Here is a 19,149-nt window from a genome sequence, read left to right on the forward strand (position 1 = left end):
ACAACCATAAACAGAATCGGGAGCACGACATGTCATCCATGATCATTGAGTTCATCCTTCGCTGGTTTCACGTGGTGTTTGGCATCGTGTGGATCGGCATGCTCTATTACTTCAACTTTGTTCAGACCGAGTATTTCAAGGAGGCCGAGGCCGCAGCCAAGGCCGACGCGATGAAGAAGCTCGCCCCGCGGGCGCTCTGGTGGTTCCGCTGGGGGGCGATGTTCACCTTCCTGACCGGCTTCGCGCTGCTGCATTTCGTCGGCGCCATGAGCAACATGGTGGCCAGCTCGCTGATCTGGGTGGGCGCCCTGACCGGTACCCTGATGTTCCTCAATGTCTGGCTGATTATCTGGCCCAAGCAGCAGGTGGTGCTGGGCATGAAAGAGGGCGATGCCGCGGCCTGTGCGGCCAAGGCCGGCCTGGCCTCGCGCACCAACACCCTGTTCTCCGGGCCGATGCTGCTGGGCATGCTGGGCTCCAAGCATGCTCCGTTTATTGAGGCCAGCACCACCGGCTTGATAGCGAGCTGTGCGCTGATCCTGCTGCTGGAGCTGAATGCGCTGTTTGGCAAGCCCGGCCCGATGGCCTCCGTGGTGGGTGTGGTACACATGAGTGTGCTGCTGACCGCGGTCATCTGGCTGTTGCTCGCCTTCCTCTGACAGGCAGTTGCCTGCGCAGCGTCGCTGCCCGCGGCCGGTTTGTCGGGCAGGGCGCGGCGAGGCCCTCCGGAGGCCAGCCGCTCAACGGCTGGCCTTTTGTGTATAATGCGCGGCTACATTTCCCTGCTTGAAGAGCAGCCATGGCCCAGGACGATCTCGATCACATTCCCTCCATCGTGCCCGGCCGGGATGACGACGATCCGGCACCGGTCAGCCGGCCTCGCGGTGCGCGTTCGGAAGCTTCCCCCCGCTCCGGTAGTCGCGGCAGCGGCGGTGGACGCGGAGGCAGCGGTTCTCCTCCGGGTGCCGGGGGCGGTGGCTCCCGGGCCGGCATCGCTGTTGCCGTGCTCGCGCTGCTGCTGGCCGCCGGTGCGGCCTTCTGGGCCTGGCAGCTGCAGCAGAAACTCGGTCAGGCGAATGTCACCATGGAGCGTTACGCCCAGCGTATTGCCGACCTGGAGGACCGCCTCTCGGATACCGATGAGGGCCTGAGCCAGAATACCCAGGCCATGGCGGTCAAGATCAAGGAGCTGTACTCCGAAGTCGACAAGCTCTGGGCCTCGGCCTGGCGCCGCAACAAGGCCGCCATCGAAGAGCTGCAGAAATCCAGTTCGTCCCAGGGCAACAAGCTGTCGGCGACCGAGAAGTCGCTGGCTTCGGCCCAGGAACAGCTCAAACAGGCTTCCGCGGACCTCGCGCGCCTGAAGAGCGTTGCCGGTGATCTGGAGCGATTGATGAGCAGTGCCAAGGCCAACCAGGCCGCGGTCGACCGCGCGACCGAGACGCTCAACCGTCTGAGTGGCCAGGTGGCCGGCCTCGCCAAGAAGGTCGAGAACCAGGAGCAGTGGCTGCAGTCCATCGATGCCTTCCGCCGCCAGGTGAACGGCTCCCTCACCGAATTGCAGGGTGCGGTGCGCAGCCTGCAGGCCACGCCGTGAGGCCGCCCCGCGGCGGCCTCCCTACACTTTTCGTTTAGCGATACAGGAACTTCGCCATGACCGTCATTCGTCAGGACGATTTTATTGACAGCGTAGCCGATGCGCTGCAGTTCATCTCCTATTACCATCCGGTCGACTTTGTGCAGGCGGTGCACAAGGCCTGGGAAATGGAGCAGAATCCCGCGGCGAAAGATGCCATGGCCCAGATCCTGATCAACTCGCGCATGTGCGCCCAGGGGCACCGGCCGATCTGCCAGGATACCGGCATCGTCACCGTGTTCCTGAAAATCGGTATGGACGTGCGCTGGGATGCGAAGCTCTCGGTGGCGGACATGGTCAACGAGGGCGTGCGTCGGGCCTATACCCACCCCGATAACGTCCTGCGCGCCTCCATTCTCGACGATCCGGCGGGTGCCCGTCGCAACACCAAGGACAACACCCCGGCGGTGATCCACATGGAAGTGGTGCCCGGCAACACCGTGGACGTGCAGGTGGCGGCCAAGGGCGGCGGTTCCGAGAACAAGTCCAAGTTGGCCATGCTCAACCCTTCCGACAGTATTGTCGACTGGGTGGTGAAGACCGTGCCGACCATGGGGGCAGGCTGGTGTCCGCCGGGCATGCTGGGCATTGGTATTGGCGGCACCGCGGAAAAGGCCGCGGTCATGGCCAAGGAATCGCTCATGGACCCCATCGATATCCACGAGCTGCGCCAGCGCGGCCCCGCCAATCGGGCCGAGGAACTGCGCCTGGAGATCATGGATGCCGTGAACAAGCTGGGCATCGGTGCCCAGGGCCTGGGTGGCCTGACCACGGTACTGGACGTGAAGATCAAGGACTATCCGACCCACGCCGCCTCCCTGCCGGTGGCAATGATTCCGAACTGTGCCGCCACCCGCCATGCGCACTTCGTGCTGGACGGTTCCGGCCCCGCCCTGCAGACACCGCCGGACCTGAACGACTGGCCGGATATCACCTGGGAAGTGGGCGAGGGCGTGCGCCGTGTCAACCTGGACACGGTGACGCCGGAAGAGGCGGCCCAGTGGCAGCCGGGCGACACCCTGCTGCTCTCCGGCAAGATGCTCACCGGGCGCGATGCGGCGCACAAGAAGATGAAAGAACTGATTGAAAGCGGTGAAGGGCTGCCGTCGGACGTCGACCTGAAGGGGCGTTTCATCTATTACGTCGGCCCGGTGGACCCGGTGCGCGACGAAGTCGTGGGGCCGGCGGGTCCTACGACCTCGACCCGCATGGACAAATTCACCGACTTTATCCTCGAGCACACGGGGCTGCTGGGGATGATCGGCAAGGCCGAGCGCGGCCCCGCGGGTATCGAGGCGATCAAGAAGCACAAAGCGGTCTACCTGATGGCCGTGGGTGGCGCGGCCTACCTGGTGTCCAAGGCGATCACGGATGCCCGTGTCGTGGCCTTCCCGGAGCTCGGGATGGAGGCGATCTACGAGTTCGAGGTCAAGGACATGCCAGTGAGTGTGGCGGTGGATGCCCGCGGCGTCTCGGTCCATGAGCAGGGGCCGAAAATCTGGCGCCAGAAGATCGAGGAACAGGCCCTCGAGCTGATCTGAGGGATGTGCGCTCGGCCTGACATCCGCATGTTAGGGGCCCGCTAGTCGTGGCGGCCCCGAGCTTCTACTGGCACGACTACGAGACCTTCGGCACGGATCCGGCCCGGGATCGCCCGGTGCAGTTCGCCGGGCTGCGCACTGACGCCGAGCTCAATGTCATCGGCGAGCCGCTGGTGATCTACGCCCGCCCCGCCAATGATTTCCTGCCCCAGCCCGGGGCCTGTCTGGTCACCGGCATTACGCCTCAGCTGGCGCTGGAGCGCGGCCTGCCGGAATGTGAGTTCATTGCCCGCATTCACCGCGAACTGGCGCAGCCGGGGACCTGTGGCGTGGGCTACAATTCCCTGCGTTTTGACGACGAAGTCACCCGTTTCACCCTGTATCGCAACTTTTTTGATCCCTACGCCCGGGAGTGGCAAAACGGCAACTCCCGCTGGGACCTGATCGATGTGCTGCGCACCGCCTGGGCGCTGCGCCCCGAGGGTATCGAGTGGCCCCTGCGGGAGGACGGCAGCGCCAGCTTCCGGCTCGAGGATCTCACCGCCGCCAACGGGATTGAGCACAGCGGCGCCCACGACGCCCTCGCCGATGTCGAGGCCACCATTGCCGTGGCTCGTCTGGTCCGGCAGCGGCAACCCCGCCTGTTCGATTACCTGCTGGCTCTGCGTGACAAGCGCGCAGTGCAGGCCATGCTGGATATCCCGGCGATGAAGCCGGTCCTGCATGTGTCCGGCATGTTCGGGGCGCAGCGGCACAACATTGCCCTGATCGTGCCGCTGGCGAAACATCCCAGCAATCGCAACGAGGTGATCTGCTTCGACCTCCACAGTGACCCGGCGATGCTCCGCGAGCTGCCGACGGAGGAGCTCCAGCGCCGCCTGTTCAGCCGCGCCAGCGAGCTGGCGGAAGGCGAGGCCCGTCCCGGCCTGAAGAGCGTCCACATCAACCGCTGCCCCGTGCTGGCTCCGGCGAAGATGGCAGACCCGGCCACGGCCGCCCGGGTCGGACTGGACGGCGAGCGTTGCCGGGCGCACCTGGCCCAGTTGCGGGCCTGGCAGCAGGAGGACCCCGAGGGCATGCAGGCGAGTCTGCGTGCACTCTACGAAGGGCGCAGCTTCGAGCCGGTCAGCGACCCCGACCGCATGCTCTATAGCGGCGGTTTTTTCTCCGACAGCGACCGCGCCAGCATGCAGCAGATCCAGCGGGCCACGCCGGCGGAGCTGGCGCAGCAGACCTTTGTCTTCGAGGATGCGCGCCTGCCGGAGATGCTCTTCCGCTACCGGGCGCGGAATTATCCCGAGAGTCTGGATGCCGCCGAGCAGGCCCAGTGGGAGGAATTCCGTTACCAGCGCCTGACCGATCCCGAGGCGGGGGGCAGCCTGGTGCTGGAGGATTATCTGAATGAGGTGGAGTCATTGCTGGAGAGCGAGCGCTCCCCCGAGCAGCAGCGGGTGTTGCAGGCCCTCCTGGAGTACAGTGACCTGCTGTTGGTCTGATTAGCGGTAATATCCCGCCCCCGAGGGTGTGCCGCCATGGGCAGGCCACTGTCGCGCCCGTATAATGGCGCCCATCGGCGGCGCTGTCGCCCCGTAGCAGCCCAACAGGAGTCCCTGCGTGCAATTTGCCGGAAGCCATATCCTGTCCATCGCCCAGTTCCAGCGCCATGACGTGGAACGGGTTTTCCAGGTCGCTGACCGCATGCGTCCCTACGCCCACCGGGAGCGCGTGACCAAGGTCCTCGACGGTGCCATTCTCGGTGCCATGTTCTTCGAGCCCAGCACCCGCACCCGCGTCAGCTTCGGCGCGGCCTTCAACCTGCTGGGTGGGGAGGTGCGGGAAACCACCGGCTTTGAAATGTCGGCGATCGCCAAGGGCGAGTCGCTCTACGACACCGCCCGTGTGCTGAGTGGCTACTCCGACGTGATTGCCATGCGCCACCCCCAGGAGGGCTCGGTGGCGGAGTTTGCCGCGGCCAGCCGGGTGCCGGTGTTGAACGGTGGCGACGGCAGCAACGAGCACCCCACCCAGGCGCTACTCGACTTGTATACCATCCGGCAGGAGCTGGCGGCGCGCGGCCGGGGCATCGACAAGTTGCGCATCGCCATGGTGGGCGATCTGCGCTATGGCCGCACGGTGCATTCCCTGTGCAAGCTGCTGTGCCTGTTCGAGGGCGTGCAGGTGGTGCTGGTGTCCCCCCTGGAGTTGCGCATGCCCGAAGACATTGTCGAGCAGATGCGCGCGGCGGGCCTGCAGGTGGAGGAGTCCGACGCCCTCGAGGCCAGTATCCGCCACGTCGATATTGTCTACTCGACCCGCATCCAGGAGGAGCGCTTCGCCTCCCGCCAGGAGGCGGATCTCTACCGCGGTCGCTTCCGCCTGAACCAGGCGATCTACACCGAGCACTGTGAGCCGAACACCGTGATCATGCACCCGCTGCCCCGGGATTCCCGGGCCACGGCCCGCGAGCTGGACGAAGACCTGAACGACAACCCCAATCTGGCGATCTTCCGGCAGACCGACAATGGCATGCTGGTCCGGATGGCCCTGTTTGCCCTGGTGCTCGACGTGGTTGAGCAGGTGGATCGCCACGCCCGCGACGTTAACTGGTACACCGCGAGGCGTTTCTGATGCGCCTGCGATTTGGCGAGGATGCCGTGCGGGTGCTGGGTGAGGAGACCGCCTACCGGGGTTTTTTCAGCCTCCGCCGTCTGACCCTGCAGCACCGGCTTTTCGCCGGCGGCTGGAGTGAAACCTTGACCCGGGAGCTGTTCGAGCGCGGCGATGCCGTCGGGGTTTTGCCCTACGAGGTGGAGACCGACAGCCTGATCCTGCTGGAGCAGTTCCGTCCCGGCGCCCTGCGCGAGGGTGAGACTCCCTGGATGCTGGAGTTGATCGCCGGGGTGGTGGAGGCGGGTGAAGACGACGCCACGGTGGCCCGCCGGGAGGCGCAGGAAGAGGCCGCCTGCGAGTTCAGTGACCTGGTGCCGATCGCCCGCTACTACCCAAGTGCGGGCGCCTGTACCGAACAAGTGCGCCTGTTCTGCGGGCGCGTGCTGCGGGCGGGTGTCGGTTCCGTCCAGGGAGCAGATGCCGAGGGTGAGGATATCCTCGTGCACCGTGTGCCCCGGCGCGAAGCCCTGGCCATGCTCGAACGCGGCGAAATCGTCAACGGCCATACCCTGGTGGCCCTGCAGTGGCTACAGCTGCAGGGCGACGCCCTGCTTCAGCGCTGGCGCTGAGGGCGGGATGAGCGAGGCTCCTCGTTCCGCAGAGCGCCGACCCGTCGAAGGGCTGCCGTCGGATGGCGGCCCCTCGGAACGCCGCCCGGCGGATGGCCGCCCCGGCCTCCTGCGGTCGAGCTTGCTGGTGAGCAGCATGACCATGGCCTCGCGGGTGCTGGGGCTGGTGCGTGACGTGGCCATGGCCGCGGTGGTCGGGGCCAGTGCCAATGCCGACGCCTTCTTCGTCGCCTTCAAGATTCCCAATTTCCTGCGGCGCCTGTTTGCCGAGGGCGCCTTTGCCCAGGCCTTCGTGCCGGTGCTCGCCGACTATCGGGAGCAGGGCAGTGTGGCGGCGGTGCGGGCACTGGTGGATCGGGTCGCCGGGGCCCTGGGGGGAACCCTGTTGCTGGTGACACTGGTGGCGGTGCTAGCCGCGCCCCTGGTCACCGCGCTGTTTGCCCCCGGCTTCGTCGCCGACCCGGCCAAGTACGGGCTGACCGTCGAGCTGATTCGCATCACCTTCCCCTACCTCTTGCTGATCTCCATGACCGGCTTTTGCGGGGCGATTCTGAACAGCTATGGCCGTTTCGCGGTACCCGCCCTGACGCCGATTTTCCTGAATCTGTCGCTGATTGGCGCCGCGCTGCTGGCGGCGCCGGCCTTTGCCGAGCCGGTCTATGCCCTGGCCTGGGGGGTCGCTCTGGCCGGGGTGATACAGCTGCTGTTCCAGCTCCCCTTCCTGTACCGCCTGGACTTGGTACCCCGGCCGCGCTGGGATACCCGTCACGAGGGCGTGCGGCGCATACTGCGGCTGATGGTGCCGGCGCTGTTCGGGGTATCGGTCAGCCAGATCAATCTCCTGCTGGACACGGTCCTGGCCTCCTTTCTGCCCACCGGCTCGGTCTCCTGGCTATACTATTCGGACCGTCTAATGGAGTTGCCCCTGGGGGTATTCGGGGTGGCCATTGCCACGGTCATATTGCCCAGCCTCTCGGCGCATCGTGCCGGCGCACGCATGCGGGACTTCAGTCTGACCCTGGACTGGGCGGTCCGCTCGGTCCTGTTGATTGCCGTGCCCGCGGCCGCCGCTCTCGCACTGCTGGCCGAGCCGATTCTGATCACCCTGTTCCAGTACGGTGCCTTCGAGGTCGGTGATGTGGCGATGTCGGCGCACAGTCTGCGCGCCTATCTCCTGGGGCTGATGGCCTTCATGTTGATTAAGGTTCTGGCCCCGGGCTTCTATGCCCGTCAGGACACCGCGACCCCGGTGAAAATTGGTATCGTGGCGATGGTCGCCAACATGATCCTCAACCTCGCCTTCGTGCTGCCCTTGATGCATTTTTTCCAGCTCGGTCACGTGGGTCTGGCCCTGGCCACCAGCGTGGCCGCCTGGTTGAACGCCGCGCTGCTGTGGCGTGGCCTGCGCCGGGAGCAGGTCTATGTTTTCCAGCCTGGCTGGGGTGTCTATCTCTTCCGCCTCGCGGGCGCATCCCTGGGCATGGCCGGGGTGCTGCTGTGGCTGACACCGGCCGCCGCGACCTGGCTGGACTGGTCGCTGTGGCGCCGCGCCCTGCAGCTGGCGATGGTGGTGCTGGCCGGGGGGGGTGCCTACCTGCTGCTGCACGCGCTGACGGGCACGCGGCTGTCCCAGCTGCGTACGCCGGGGTCGCCGGCATAGGCTGCGGGCCCCAAGTTCGCTATACTGCCCGGCTTGACTTAACAGGGCGATAAGGTATCCATGGAGCTCATTCGCGGCCTGCACAACTTGCGGCCCCGACACCGCAATTGCGTGGCCACGCTGGGCGCCTTCGACGGTGTTCATCTGGGGCATCAGGCGGTCATCGGCCAGCTCCAGGCCCGTGCGCGGGAGCTGGATCTGCCCGCGGTGGTGATCTCTTTCGAACCCTTGCCCCGGGAGTACTTGCGGCCTCTGCAAGCGCCCGCCCGGCTGATGAGTTTTCGCGAGAAATGTGTGGCGCTGGCGGGGCTGGGTGTCGACCGCGTTTTGCGCATCCGCTTCAACGAAGCGGTGCGGACCATGCCGCCCCGGGCCTTTATCGAGCAGGTGTTTGTCGAGGGCCTGGGGGTCAAGCACCTCGTACTCGGGGACGATTTCCGCTTCGGCCGTGCCCGGGAGGGCGATTTCGAGATGATCGCCGCCGAGGGCGAGCACTACGGCTACCAGGCGGAGACCACCGATACCTACACCCTGGACGGCGAACGGGTCAGCAGCACCCGCATACGCAAGGCGCTGGCGGACGCCGATTTCGCTCTGGCGGAGCGCTTGCTGAGCCGCCCCTACAGCATTTCGGGCAAGGTGGTCTACGGACGCCAGCTCGGGCGCGAGCTGGGGTTCCCGACGGCCAATCTGCAGTTGCACCGGCTCCGTTCGCCGCTGTCGGGGGTCTACGCGGTGCGTGTGCACGGCGCCGGCCTGTCGGGTGCGCCGGGAGTGGCCAACGTGGGCACGCGACCCACGGTGAACGAGAGCATCCGCGCCAATCTTGAGGTGCACCTTCTGGAGGGGAGGCCCGAGCTCTACGGCCGCCGCATTGCGGTGACCTTTCTGCACAAGCTGCGCGATGAGCAGCGCTTCCCCTCGGTGGAAGTGCTGCGGGAACAGATAGCCGCCGACACGGCGGAGGCGCGCGCCTGGTTTTCCGGGCGGCGAAATCATGACGGTTGAGTTGACGGCGAGATGACGGATTACAAGGACACACTGAACCTGCCCAAGACGGCCTTCCCGATGAAGGCGAGCCTGGCCCAGCGGGAGCCGGCCCGGGTCAAGGCCTGGCAGGAGGGCGATCTCTACGGCAAGTTGCGCGCCGCGCGTGCCGGGCGGCCCCAGTTCATTCTCCACGACGGCCCGCCCTACGCCAACGGTGACCTCCACCTCGGGCACGCCGTGAACAAGATTCTCAAGGACATGATCGTCAAGTCCCGGACCCTGGCGGGCTACGACGCGCCCTATGTGCCCGGTTGGGACTGCCACGGCTTGCCGATTGAGCTGAACGTCGAGAAAAAGGTGGGTAAGCCAGGGGTCAAGGTTTCCGCGGCAGAGTTCCGGCAGAAGTGCCGCGAGCACGCGACCCGCTATGTGGATGCACAGCGCGCGGATTTTCGCCGTATGGGCGTGATCGGCGACTGGGACGAGCCCTACCTGACCATGAATTTCCAGCAGGAAGCGGACATCGTCCGCACCCTGGGCCGGATCATCGCCAACGGTCATCTGCACAAGGGGACCAAGCCGGTGCACTGGTGCCTGGATTGCGGTTCCGCACTCGCCGAGGCGGAGGTGGAATACCAGGACAAGCGTTCCAGCGCCATCGACGTGGCCTTCGTCGCGGTGGACCCCGGCGCCTTTGCCCGCGCCTGTGACAGTGCGTGGTCCGGTGAGGTCGCAATCCCCATCTGGACGACCACCCCCTGGACGCTGCCCGCGAACATGGCGGTCTGCCTGAGCCCGACGTTGGAGTATGTACTGATCGAAGGCGAGGGGCGCGCGCTGCTGGTCGCCAGCGAGTTGGCGGAAAGCGTGGCGACACGTCTCCAGCTCGACGGGGTCAAGGTACTCGGGCGCTGTCGCGGAGACGCTCTGGAGCATCAGGCCCTGCGCCACTGCTACCAGGACCGCGAGGTGCCGGTCATCCTGGGTGACCACGTCACCACCGAGGCGGGCACGGGGGCCGTGCACACGGCGCCGGCCCATGGCCAGGAGGACTTCGCGGTCGGTCAACGCTACGGGCTCGAGGTTTACAACCCGGTGGGTGGCAATGGCGTCTACCTGCCGGAGACCGAACACTTTGCCGGCCAGCATGTGCTCAAGGTGGACGAGGCCATGCTGGCTCTGCTGCGCGAGCACGGTACCTTGCTGCACAGTGAGGCCTACGATCACTCCTATCCCCACTGCTGGCGACACAAGACGCCGGTGATCTTCCGGGCCACGCCACAGTGGTTTATCGCCATGCAGCAGAACGGTCTGCTGGATGCCGCCAAGGCCGCGGTGGAGCAGGTCAGCTGGGTGCCGGACTGGGGCAAGGCGCGCATTGACGGCATGCTGGCCCAGCGCCCCGACTGGTGCATTTCCCGCCAGCGGGCCTGGGGCACGCCCATCCCCCTGTTTTTGCACCGTGAGACCGGTGAGCTGCACCCGCAGACGGCGGAGCTGATCGAGGCTGTTGCCCAGCGCATGGAAAGCGGCGGTATCGATGCCTGGTTCGACCTGGAACCGGCGGAGCTGTTGGGCGATGCGGCCGCGGACTACGAGAAGGTGACCGATACCCTCGACGTCTGGTTTGACTCCGGGGTGACCCACGCCTGTGTGCTGCGGCGTCGCGAGGAACTCAGGGCGCCGGCAGATCTCTACCTGGAGGGCTCCGACCAGCACCGCGGCTGGTTCCAGTCCTCGCTGCTGACCGGCCTCGCCGCCTACGGTGAGGCGCCCTACCGTCAGGTACTGACCCACGGCTTCACGGTAGATGCCCAGGGCCGCAAGATGTCCAAGTCCCTGGGCAATGTGATCGCGCCGAAGGAGGTCATGAATGACCTCGGCGCCGATGTCCTGCGCCTGTGGGTGGCCGCTACCGATTACCGCGGCGAGCTGACGGTGTCGAAGGAAATTTTCAAGCGTACCGCCGACGCCTACCGCCGGATTCGCAATACCGCGCGTTTCCTGCTGGCCAACCTGAATGGTTTTGAGCCGGCCCGGGACCTGCAGGCCTTCGACCGTTTGCTGCCCCTGGATCGCTGGGTCATTGATCGCGCCGCGAGGCTCCAGGACGAGCTGGCGGCGGCCTACGAGGGCTACCATTTTCATCAGGTGTACCAGAAGCTGCACAACTTCTGTGCCACTGACCTGGGTGGCTTCTACCTGGATGTGATCAAGGACCGGCAGTACACCACCCAGGCCGACAGCCTGGCTCGCCGCTCGGCACAGACGGCGCTGTACCACATTGCCGAGGCCCTGGTGCGCTGGATGGCGCCGGTGCTCAGCTTTACCGCGGAGGAGATCTGGGAAAACCTGCCCGGTGAGCGCGATGAGTCGGTCCTGCTGTGCGAGTGGTACACCGGCCTGCAAAGGCTGCCCGCGGACGAGCCCATGGGCCGGAATTTCTGGGACTCGGTCATGGCGGCGCGCGCGGCGGTGAATCGGGAGATCGAGGTACAGCGGGGTGCGGGAGCGGTTCGCGGCTCCCTGGACACAGCGGTGACGCTCTACGCGGATGCCGGGCTGGCGGCGACCCTGGCTGCGCTGGGGGATGAGCTGCGCTTTGTCCTGATTACTTCGGCGGCGACAGTGCGCCCTCTCGCCGAGGCACCGGACGGTACGGCAGGCACGGAGTTGGCGGGCCTGCGCCTGCAGGTAGTGCCCAGCGAGGCACCCAAGTGCGAGCGCTGCTGGCACCGGCGCGAGGATGTCGGGAGCCACGCCGGCCACCCCGGTTTGTGCGGCCGCTGTGTAGAGAACGTGGAAGGTGCCGGTGAGCAACGTTTCTACGCCTAGGCCCTGGCCACTGTGGCTGTGGTACGCCCTGGCGCTGTTGGTCATTGTGCTGGACCAGGCGACTAAACACCTGGCCGAGGGGCTGCTCGCGTACGCGCAGCCCCAGGCGGTGACTCCCTGGTTCAACCTGACCCTGCAGTACAACACCGGTGCCGCCTTCAGTTTCCTGAGCGATGCAGGTGGCTGGCAGCGCTGGTTTTTCACCGTCATTGCACTGCTTATCAGTGGCGTACTGGTGGTTTGGCTCTACCGCCTGCCGCGTGTGCAGCGCCTGTTGCCGCTGTCCCTCGCTCTCATCCTGGGTGGGGCCGTGGGCAACCTGTGGGACCGGGTGGTGCTCGGTCACGTGGTGGATTTCATTTCCCTGCACTATGCCGGGTATTACTTCCCGGCCTTTAATCTGGCGGACTCCGCGATTACAGTGGGAGCTGCCTGCATGATTCTGGACAGTTTCCGCTCCCACCGGGAGCCGGAAAACGCCTGAAGGAGGTCGTCATGGCCACGGTATCGGCGGTGCCCGTCAGCGAGGGCACCCGCGTCACACTCAATTTTGCACTCACCCTGGAAGACGGATCCGAAGTTGACTCCAACTTCGACCGCGATCCGGTGGACTTCGTGGTCGGCGACGGCAGTCTGCTGCCCGGCTTCGAGCGCCTGCTCTTCGGCATGATGCCGGGGAGCCGGGAACGCTTCACCGTATCGCCCGAGGATGCTTTCGGCCAGCCCAACGAGAACAACGTCCAGGTGCTCCCACGGAGCCAGTTTGAGACGGAGGAACTGGAGGAGGGCATGGTGTTCTCTTTCGCCGACGCCAGCGGTGCCGAGCTGCCGGGGGTTGTGGCTGCCTTCGACGACGAGGCGGTGACCGTGGACTTCAACCACCCGCTGGCGGGCCGGACACTGCTGTTCGAGGTACTGATCCACCGGGTGGAGCCGGCGGAGTTGCACTGATGGATGTGCGCCTGGCCAATCCCCGCGGTTTCTGTGCCGGTGTCGACCGCGCGATTGATATCGTCAATCGGGCCCTGGAACACTTCGGCGCGCCGATCTATGTGCGTCACGAGGTCGTGCACAACAAGTTCGTGGTAGACGATCTGCGCAGTCGCGGTGCCATTTTTGTCGATGAGCTGGACGAGGTGCCCGACGATAGCATCGTGATTTTCAGCGCTCACGGGGTGTCGAGGGCGGTGCGCAAGGAGGCGGACCGGCGCTCCCTCAAGGTCTTCGATGCCACCTGTCCCCTGGTGACCAAGGTACATATCGAGGTGGCTCGCTACAGTCGGGAGGGTGCCGAGTGCATCCTGATCGGCCACTGTGGCCACCCCGAGGTTGAGGGGACCATGGGCCAGTACGATCGGAGCGCCGGGGGTGATATCTATCTGGTGGAGGACGAATCCCAGGTCGATTCACTGCCAGTACGCCGTCCCGAGCACCTGTTCTATGTCACCCAGACCACCCTCTCGATGGACGATACGGCGCGGGTGATTGATGCCCTGCGCCGACGTTTCCCGGCGATCCAGGGGCCGCGCAAGGACGACATCTGCTACGCGACGCAAAACCGCCAGGACGCGGTCAAGCAGCTGGCCGCAGACTGTGATCTGGTGCTGGTAGTGGGGTCCCTGAACTCTTCCAATTCCAATCGCCTGCGCGAACTGGCCGAGCGGATGGGAGCCGAAGCCTATCTGGTGGACAGTGCCGAAGACCTGCGGCCCGAGTGGCTGGCGGGCAAGAGCCGGGTGGGCGTGACGGCGGGGGCGTCGGCACCCGAGGTCCTGGTGCAGGCCGTGATTTCGCGCCTGCAGGACCTGGGCGGGGCAGCGCCGGTGGAGCTCGAGGGGCGTCCCGAGAACGTGACTTTCTCACTGCCGCGGGAATTGCGCATTCCCCTGCGCCATCTGGATTAGGCGCTTTTCGGCAAATGTGTTCCCCGGCTGGTAATCCCCAGCCTGTGATCTAGTCTCCATGGCACAGGGAGGTGTGCCATGGACAGGATGTCCCTATCCGGCCCCCCACGGGGCCTGACGCTGCTCGAACTGTTGGTGGTGCTGGCGGTACTGGCGGTGCTGGCCGCGCTGATGGTGCCGGGCTTTCAGACCCTGCGGCAGGCCGTATTGATCCGGCTCGAGGCAGGGCGGCTGCTGCAGGCCGTCAGTCTGGCCCGCAGCGAGGCCATGTTCCGCGGGGAGACAGTGACCCTCTGTCCAACGGCCCCTGACCCGGCGGGTGACACTGAACACTGTCGCGGAACCTATAGCCAGGGCTGGATGCTCTATGCCAATCCAGGGGGCCTGGCGCAACCCGTCACGGCGGAGCAGATATTGCAGCGCTGGCCGGGGCGGCCGAACCTCACCATTGTCAACCGCGCCGGCACGCAGCTGCTCGACGCGCGGGTCAGCTGGCGTGCCGATGGCACTGCCCGGCGCAACCTCACCTTCATGGTCTGTTCACGTCAAAAGCCGTCGCTGGTGTCCTGGAGCCTGGTGCTCAACCGCCTGGGAAGACCGCGGCTGGCTCGCGGCTGGGGTGACTGCAATGCGTCGGTCTGACCCCGGGCAGCGGGGCTTTGGCCTGGTCGAGGTGATGCTGGCAGTGCTGGTTGGCAGTCTCGGCATGCTCGGGCTGGCGGCCAGTCAGTTGCTGGCCAGCCGCATGCTGGACGAGGCCCGGCAGCGCAGCCAAGCCACGCTACTGGCGGTCGACATGCATGCGCGACTGCGAGCGAATGCGGGGCACATGGCGCTCTATCCGGTGCATGGGCTGGGTGCTGAGCCGGAGCCGGTGCAAACACGCGATTGTCGTCAGGTCAGCTGCTCACCGGCGGACCTGGCGCGCTTTGATCTCGATCAGTGGGCCCGCCAGCTCGCCGGCAGGCCTGGGCAGGGCCCGGATGCCGCCGGGACCCTGCGTGCCTGTGTCGACGTGTCCGGGCGCCTGGTAACCGTTGCCCTGGCTTGGCGTGGGCGCGGAGCGGCTTTGCCGGACCCGCCCTTCCTCGATTGTCCCGCTGGGGAGAGCCCCGGGCCAGGCCGGCAGCGGGGCTTGCGACTGAGCAGCTGGGGTAGAGGCAGGTGAAGGCGCGAACGGCAGGGCTGACGCTGGTGAGCCTGCTGGTTGCCGTGGGCCTCGGTAGCCTGTTGTTGCTCAGCCTGAGCACCCTCTGGCTCCAGGCGCGCCTGGAACTGCAGCGCGGGGAAGCCCTGGCCAGGCTGCAGGACACCGGACGTCATGTTCTCGGAATGCTGCAGCGGGAGGTGGCGCTTGCCGGGTACGCGGGGGGTGTGCCATCGCGACACGTGGAGAGCCGCGTGGATGCCAGCCTGGCCTGTTCAGACGGTGTGGACTGGGCAGTGAGTGCGCACCCGGCGGTGGATGTCGCCCCGTCGCCCGGCACACCGTCGGTGACAGTGGCCGGGCATCAGCTTGATTGTATACCCGGTGAGGATATCCAGCCGGGGAGTCCTTTGCTGGTCCTGCGACGCAGTGCCACCTGGCCTGCGCTCACGCGCGACACCTCCTCCATGCCGGCCGACGGACGCTGGTACCTGGCCCGCGACGGCAGCAGGCTGGAGGCGGACTGGCTATTTCTTCCCGAAGGTGCCTCCCGCGAATCGATACCTCTGGGGCAACACCAGAGCTATTGGGACTGGCGCGTTGCGATCTTTTACCTCCGTCGCTGGTCGCAGCGACCGGGAGACGGGATCCCAACGCTATGCATGGAGCACCTGCAGGTGCTGCGCATGGTCACCGAGTGTCTGGCTGAGGGGGTCGAGCAATGGGTGCTGGAATTTGGCCTCGACCTGGATCACAACGGTGTGGTGGATACCTACCGGGAGGCGCCGGCGGCGGAGCACCTGGCCCGCGCGCGCATGCTGCAGGTACACCTGCTCCTGCGCAGCGTGAGTCCGCTCGCCGGGCCGCGCCAAGCGCAGGAGCTTCACCTCGGTCCCCGCAGACTTCAGCGGCCCGCTGACGGCTACTTCCGGCGTACCCTGGCGCTGGCCCTGCCCCTGACCAATCTGGGCTTGCAGCGTGATATGGAGCGGCTGCCGTGAGGTCGCTGCGACAGGCCGGACTGGTTCTGCCCGCGACCCTGCTGCTGTTGCTGTTGACCTCCCTGGTCACCGTGACCTTGCTGCGGGTTGCACAGGCGGAGCAGCGCCTTGCGGGCAATCTGCAACAGTATCAACAGACGCGTTTGCTGGCCGAGGCACTGTTGGCGCAACTGGTCCGGGAAACGGCCGCTTTTGACCCGTCCCTGCCGCCTGGCGCACTGCGCTGTCGTCCCGGTGCCGGCTGCGAGCGGGATGACCTGATCCTGGTGCTGCCGGAGGGCGCTCTGCCAGTCGGTATGCAGGCCAGTTGGTCAGTGCGTCGCCTGCAGCCTGCCTGGCTGGAACGCTGGCCCTTTCGACAGCGCGAGTCCAGCGTGTCGATGGCCCTCTCAAGCCCGACGGCAGTTTTCGAGGCCAGTGTGACGGTAGACGCCCGTGCGTTGCAGGGGGGGCGATCGCGGCGTGCGGTCGGGATTGCCCTGCGCGGGGAGCCGCGAACATGACCCGGTACTCCTGGTTTCTAACCCTGTGCCTGTTGTTGGCGAACCCGGTATGGGCGGATGACCTGGTGGCCTATCGCCTCGGCGAGACTTGCGACGACCCGGAGCAGGCGCCGGGCTACAGCCTGCCGGGTCCGGGACTCGGTCGGCACATGCTGCCGGGATTGCCTCCTGCAGGAACGGCGCCTGCGGGGATGCCGATGGCGATGTATCTGCCACTGTTTCAGCCCGGTCATGCCCCGGCCTGGCCCGGCAACCTGAAGAAGCTCCAGATACACGGCGGGCGTGCAGTGGATGCCATGGGGCACTCGGCCCTGGAAGACAGTGGAGAGCGTACCGGGCAGCTGAAGTTGTCGGCCACGACCCTGTGGACACGCGTGGATCAGCCCTTCGGCGAATCGCCGGACGGTGGCGACCTGAAGCGCGGTGGCGCGGGCCAGCAGTTGATGCTGGCGCCAGTGTCGGAGGTGCCGGCCCCTGGGCAGCGCAGGGTTCTGGTAGAACCCCTTGCCCATCGCAATGGAGAGCTCGCCGATATCCCCCCGCTGCTCGCGGATGCCGCATCGGCGCGGGAGCTAAGGGCCGAGCTTGGCGTCAGGGATGAGGCCGAGGCGCGGGCGGTACTGCGCTGGGCGCGGGGGCTGCCGCCGGCGCAGGGTGATGTGACCGCACCCTGGCGGCTCGGGGCCATCCTGCACAGCCAACCCGTCGTGGTGGATTACGGACCCGATCCGGCCGGCGCAGAGGGCGCACGCCTGCGGCGAATCCTCTTTGGCACCCAGTGGGGTTTCTTGCACATGATCGCAGACGACGGAGGTGGGGCCGAAGGCAGGGAAATATTTGCTTACCTGCCGCGCCAGCATCTTGGCAATCTCGCAGCGCTATCGCAGGTACAAGCGAATACCGTGAACTTTACTCACGGCCTTGACGGGAGCCCGGTCGTGCTGCGTCGCGATGTCGACGGCGACGGACGCATTGAGCCAGTGGCCGGGGACTGGATACGGGTTGCATTTGGCATGCGTCGTGGCGGGCGCGGCTACCAGATGCTGGATATCACGGATCCCGACGGGCCGCCGCGACTGTTGTGGCGTATCCGGCCGGAAGGGGATTATGCGCGCCTGGGCCTGGGTTTCTCCAAGCCGGTGAGTGGGCGCGTGCTCTACGAGGACGGAGAGCGCGACGTGCTGATATTCGGAGCCGGCTATCACGGTGGCCGGGATGGCGAGGGAAAACCGCTGGGCAAGGATGCGTCCGACGATCCGGATCCTGTCGGGAATGCCATCCTGGTGGTGGATGCGGCGACAGGCAAGCTTGTCTGGCAGGCCAGCGCCAACACCAGCGGATCCGCGGCCCCTGCTCATCGGCAGCCCGCCATGCGTCACAGTATCCCCTCGCAGGTTGCGGTGTTGCGCAATCACCGCGGTCTCATCTACCGCGCTTACCTGGGCGACACTGGTGGTCAGGTGTGGCGGGTGGAGTTGCCCCCGGGGCGGGATCCCGACCAGAGGGAGCGCTACTGGCGAGCCCGTCTCTTCGCAGACCTGGGGGAGCTTGGCGAGACTCTGCGGCCGCGCCGGTTTTTCCATGCGCCGGCCGTGTTCCAGGCGCGCGACACGTCGGGTAGGCCCTTCGATGGTGTCGTTCTGGCCAGCGGCAATCAGGCACAGCCGCTGGATCTGCAGGGACGGGATTACCTTTTTTACCTGCGGGACTACCAGGTGGGTCCCACAGCCGGGAATGTGACGCCCATTGACGCTGAGGCGCTACCCGATCTCGCCGACTGTGCCCACGATATTCCCCTGTGTCGTTCCGGGCGGCAGGCTGGCTGGAAAATGGCCCTGCAGGGGCCCGGTGAGAAGGGGCTCTCGAGGCCCCACCTGGCAGGGGGACGGTTGTGGTTCACCAGCTATCTGCCGCCGCAGCGCCGCGAGGACTGTGAGCGCTCCCCGGGGCGAAATCGCCTGTATCGTCTGCAGTTGCTCGACGAAGGGCCGCCGGCACGGGTGCGTATGCTGACGCTGGCGCCGGGGCTGCCCGCGAGCATCGCCAGGGTCGGGTGGCAGGCCTGGGTGCCAGCCGGGCCGGTGCCGGTCGACTGGCTGCCAGAGCTGCCCGCGGAGGGGGCGGAAAACGCCAGCCTGCCGCGGCAGCTGTTGCCGGCCGCGGTGCGGCGCCTGGTTCCCCTGTATTGGCACGATCTGGAGCGCGAGTAGGCATGATCAGGGCGAGGGGGTTTTCTCTGCTGGAGTTACTGCTCGTCCTGGTCCTGCTGGGCTGGCTGGCGACACTGGCGCTGCCAGGGTTTCAGGAGCAGATACTACGTGCTCGCCGGGTGGTCGCCACCACGGCGCTGTGGGAGTTGATGCTTCGCCAGGAGCAGTACTTTACTCGCCACCGCCGCTACGCCATGGACCTGTCCAGTCTTGGCGTGGGGCACGGCGATCATTTTTACCTCGATGCCCACGGCAGGAGGCAGGAGGAGCCCGGAATTTACCGGATTTCGGTGGTGCAGGGAGAGGCGCAGACACTGCGCCTGCTGGCCACGGCGGTGGGGCGCCAGGCTCGAGACCATCGCTGCGCACGGCTGTGGCTCGACAGTACCGGCGCACACGGCAGTGTTACCCGCGAGGCGTTGGCGGATGCGGCGGAGAGTGTGCTGGCCACCGGCAAGTCGGCGTGCTGGCCGTGACTGCGCT

Annotated in this window: 18 protein-coding genes; all 18 read left to right on the forward strand. The window is 66.3% G+C overall.

What is annotated here, in order from left to right; translation table 11 throughout:
• Nucleotides 1-29: 29 nt before the first annotated feature.
• The 18 genes from ACYVGS_RS15165 (at nt 30) to ACYVGS_RS15250 (ending at nt 19,142) form a co-directional block, all read left to right on the forward strand.
• On the forward strand, nt 30-659 hold the full coding sequence (locus ACYVGS_RS15165; RefSeq protein ID WP_460589522.1) for a urate hydroxylase PuuD: 630 nt from the start codon (nt 30-32) through the stop codon (nt 657-659).
• Nucleotides 660-799: 140 nt separating this feature from the next.
• Nucleotides 800-1,597 carry a hypothetical protein gene (locus ACYVGS_RS15170; RefSeq protein ID WP_460589523.1) on the forward strand — a complete coding sequence of 266 codons (798 nt, stop codon included), beginning with the start codon at nt 800-802 and terminating at the stop codon, nt 1,595-1,597.
• A gap of 56 nt (nt 1,598-1,653) precedes the next feature.
• Nucleotides 1,654-3,177 carry a fumarate hydratase gene (locus ACYVGS_RS15175; RefSeq protein ID WP_460589524.1) on the forward strand — a complete coding sequence of 508 codons (1,524 nt, stop codon included), beginning with the start codon at nt 1,654-1,656 and terminating at the stop codon, nt 3,175-3,177.
• A 47-nt stretch (nt 3,178-3,224) separates the two neighbouring features.
• On the forward strand, nt 3,225-4,673 hold the full coding sequence (gene sbcB, locus ACYVGS_RS15180) for an exodeoxyribonuclease I (protein WP_460589525.1): 1,449 nt from the start codon (nt 3,225-3,227) through the stop codon (nt 4,671-4,673).
• A 118-nt stretch (nt 4,674-4,791) separates the two neighbouring features.
• A complete protein-coding gene (locus tag ACYVGS_RS15185) occupies nt 4,792-5,805 on the forward strand; it encodes an aspartate carbamoyltransferase (RefSeq protein WP_460589526.1) in 1,014 nt (337 codons plus the stop codon).
• Nucleotides 5,805-6,416 (forward strand): NUDIX hydrolase, encoded by a 612-nt coding sequence (locus ACYVGS_RS15190; protein ID WP_460589527.1) that lies wholly within the window; start codon nt 5,805-5,807, stop codon nt 6,414-6,416. Before ACYVGS_RS15185 ends, ACYVGS_RS15190 begins: the two co-directional genes overlap by 1 nt.
• Before the next feature lie 7 nt (nt 6,417-6,423).
• The gene (gene murJ / locus ACYVGS_RS15195; protein WP_460589528.1) at nt 6,424-8,076 is read left to right on the forward strand and encodes a murein biosynthesis integral membrane protein MurJ; all 1,653 of its coding nucleotides are present in this window, start codon (nt 6,424-6,426) and stop codon (nt 8,074-8,076) included.
• A 60-nt stretch (nt 8,077-8,136) separates the two neighbouring features.
• Nucleotides 8,137-9,084: a bifunctional riboflavin kinase/FMN adenylyltransferase gene (gene ribF / locus ACYVGS_RS15200; RefSeq protein ID WP_460589529.1), complete on the forward strand. Its 948-nt coding sequence runs from the start codon at nt 8,137-8,139 to the stop codon at nt 9,082-9,084.
• 12 nt (nt 9,085-9,096) lie between these two features.
• Complete coding sequence (gene ileS / locus ACYVGS_RS15205) at nt 9,097-11,901, forward strand: isoleucine--tRNA ligase (RefSeq protein ID WP_460589530.1); 2,805 nt, start codon at nt 9,097-9,099, stop codon at nt 11,899-11,901.
• Nucleotides 11,879-12,385: a signal peptidase II gene (lspA, locus tag ACYVGS_RS15210; protein ID WP_460589531.1), complete on the forward strand. Its 507-nt coding sequence runs from the start codon at nt 11,879-11,881 to the stop codon at nt 12,383-12,385. The genes ileS and lspA overlap by 23 nt, the downstream gene beginning before the upstream one ends.
• A gap of 11 nt (nt 12,386-12,396) precedes the next feature.
• Entirely contained in the window at nt 12,397-12,852 is a 456-nt protein-coding gene (locus ACYVGS_RS15215) for an FKBP-type peptidyl-prolyl cis-trans isomerase (RefSeq protein ID WP_460589532.1), read from the forward strand.
• Complete coding sequence (gene ispH / locus ACYVGS_RS15220) at nt 12,852-13,805, forward strand: 4-hydroxy-3-methylbut-2-enyl diphosphate reductase (RefSeq protein WP_460589533.1); 954 nt, start codon at nt 12,852-12,854, stop codon at nt 13,803-13,805. Before ACYVGS_RS15215 ends, ispH begins: the two co-directional genes overlap by 1 nt.
• 78 nt (nt 13,806-13,883) lie before the next feature.
• On the forward strand, nt 13,884-14,447 hold the full coding sequence (locus ACYVGS_RS15225) for a GspH/FimT family protein (protein ID WP_460589534.1): 564 nt from the start codon (nt 13,884-13,886) through the stop codon (nt 14,445-14,447).
• Nucleotides 14,434-14,973, forward strand: coding sequence for a type IV pilus modification protein PilV (gene pilV, locus ACYVGS_RS15230; protein WP_460589535.1), 540 nt, complete (start codon nt 14,434-14,436; stop codon nt 14,971-14,973). The genes ACYVGS_RS15225 and pilV overlap by 14 nt, the downstream gene beginning before the upstream one ends.
• Entirely contained in the window at nt 14,970-15,953 is a 984-nt protein-coding gene (locus ACYVGS_RS15235; RefSeq protein WP_460589536.1) for a PilW family protein, read from the forward strand. Before pilV ends, ACYVGS_RS15235 begins: the two co-directional genes overlap by 4 nt.
• Complete coding sequence (locus ACYVGS_RS15240; protein ID WP_460589537.1) at nt 15,950-16,456, forward strand: PilX N-terminal domain-containing pilus assembly protein; 507 nt, start codon at nt 15,950-15,952, stop codon at nt 16,454-16,456. The genes ACYVGS_RS15235 and ACYVGS_RS15240 overlap by 4 nt, the downstream gene beginning before the upstream one ends.
• Complete coding sequence (locus tag ACYVGS_RS15245; RefSeq protein ID WP_460589538.1) at nt 16,453-18,666, forward strand: pilus assembly protein; 2,214 nt, start codon at nt 16,453-16,455, stop codon at nt 18,664-18,666. The genes ACYVGS_RS15240 and ACYVGS_RS15245 overlap by 4 nt, the downstream gene beginning before the upstream one ends.
• Before the next feature lie 2 nt (nt 18,667-18,668).
• Nucleotides 18,669-19,142, forward strand: a complete 474-nt coding sequence (locus ACYVGS_RS15250) for a type IV pilin protein (RefSeq protein WP_460589539.1) — start codon at nt 18,669-18,671, stop codon at nt 19,140-19,142.
• The last annotated feature ends 7 nt before the right edge of the window (nt 19,143-19,149 follow it).

The organism is Haliea atlantica (assembly GCF_054779855.1).

Bases quoted from the DNA above. Each gene is read 5' to 3' on its own strand.
- ACYVGS_RS15215 (WP_460589532.1), top strand. From the start codon at position 12,397: ATGGCCACGGTATCGGCGGTGCCCGTCAGCGAGGGCACCCGCGTCACA.
- ACYVGS_RS15190 (WP_460589527.1), top strand. From the start codon at position 5,805: ATGCGCCTGCGATTTGGCGAGGATGCCGTGCGGGTGCTGGGTGAGGAG.
- ACYVGS_RS15170 (WP_460589523.1), top strand. From the start codon at position 800: ATGGCCCAGGACGATCTCGATCACATTCCCTCCATCGTGCCCGGCCGG.
- ACYVGS_RS15245 (WP_460589538.1), top strand. From the start codon at position 16,453: ATGACCCGGTACTCCTGGTTTCTAACCCTGTGCCTGTTGTTGGCGAAC.
- ileS (WP_460589530.1), top strand. From the start codon at position 9,097: ATGACGGATTACAAGGACACACTGAACCTGCCCAAGACGGCCTTCCCG.
- ACYVGS_RS15165 (WP_460589522.1), top strand. From the start codon at position 30: ATGTCATCCATGATCATTGAGTTCATCCTTCGCTGGTTTCACGTGGTG.
- ACYVGS_RS15225 (WP_460589534.1), top strand. From the start codon at position 13,884: ATGGACAGGATGTCCCTATCCGGCCCCCCACGGGGCCTGACGCTGCTC.
- ACYVGS_RS15250 (WP_460589539.1), top strand. From the start codon at position 18,669: ATGATCAGGGCGAGGGGGTTTTCTCTGCTGGAGTTACTGCTCGTCCTG.
- murJ (WP_460589528.1), top strand. From the start codon at position 6,424: ATGAGCGAGGCTCCTCGTTCCGCAGAGCGCCGACCCGTCGAAGGGCTG.
- ispH (WP_460589533.1), top strand. From the start codon at position 12,852: ATGGATGTGCGCCTGGCCAATCCCCGCGGTTTCTGTGCCGGTGTCGAC.
- ACYVGS_RS15175 (WP_460589524.1), top strand. From the start codon at position 1,654: ATGACCGTCATTCGTCAGGACGATTTTATTGACAGCGTAGCCGATGCG.
- ribF (WP_460589529.1), top strand. From the start codon at position 8,137: ATGGAGCTCATTCGCGGCCTGCACAACTTGCGGCCCCGACACCGCAAT.
- pilV (WP_460589535.1), top strand. From the start codon at position 14,434: ATGCGTCGGTCTGACCCCGGGCAGCGGGGCTTTGGCCTGGTCGAGGTG.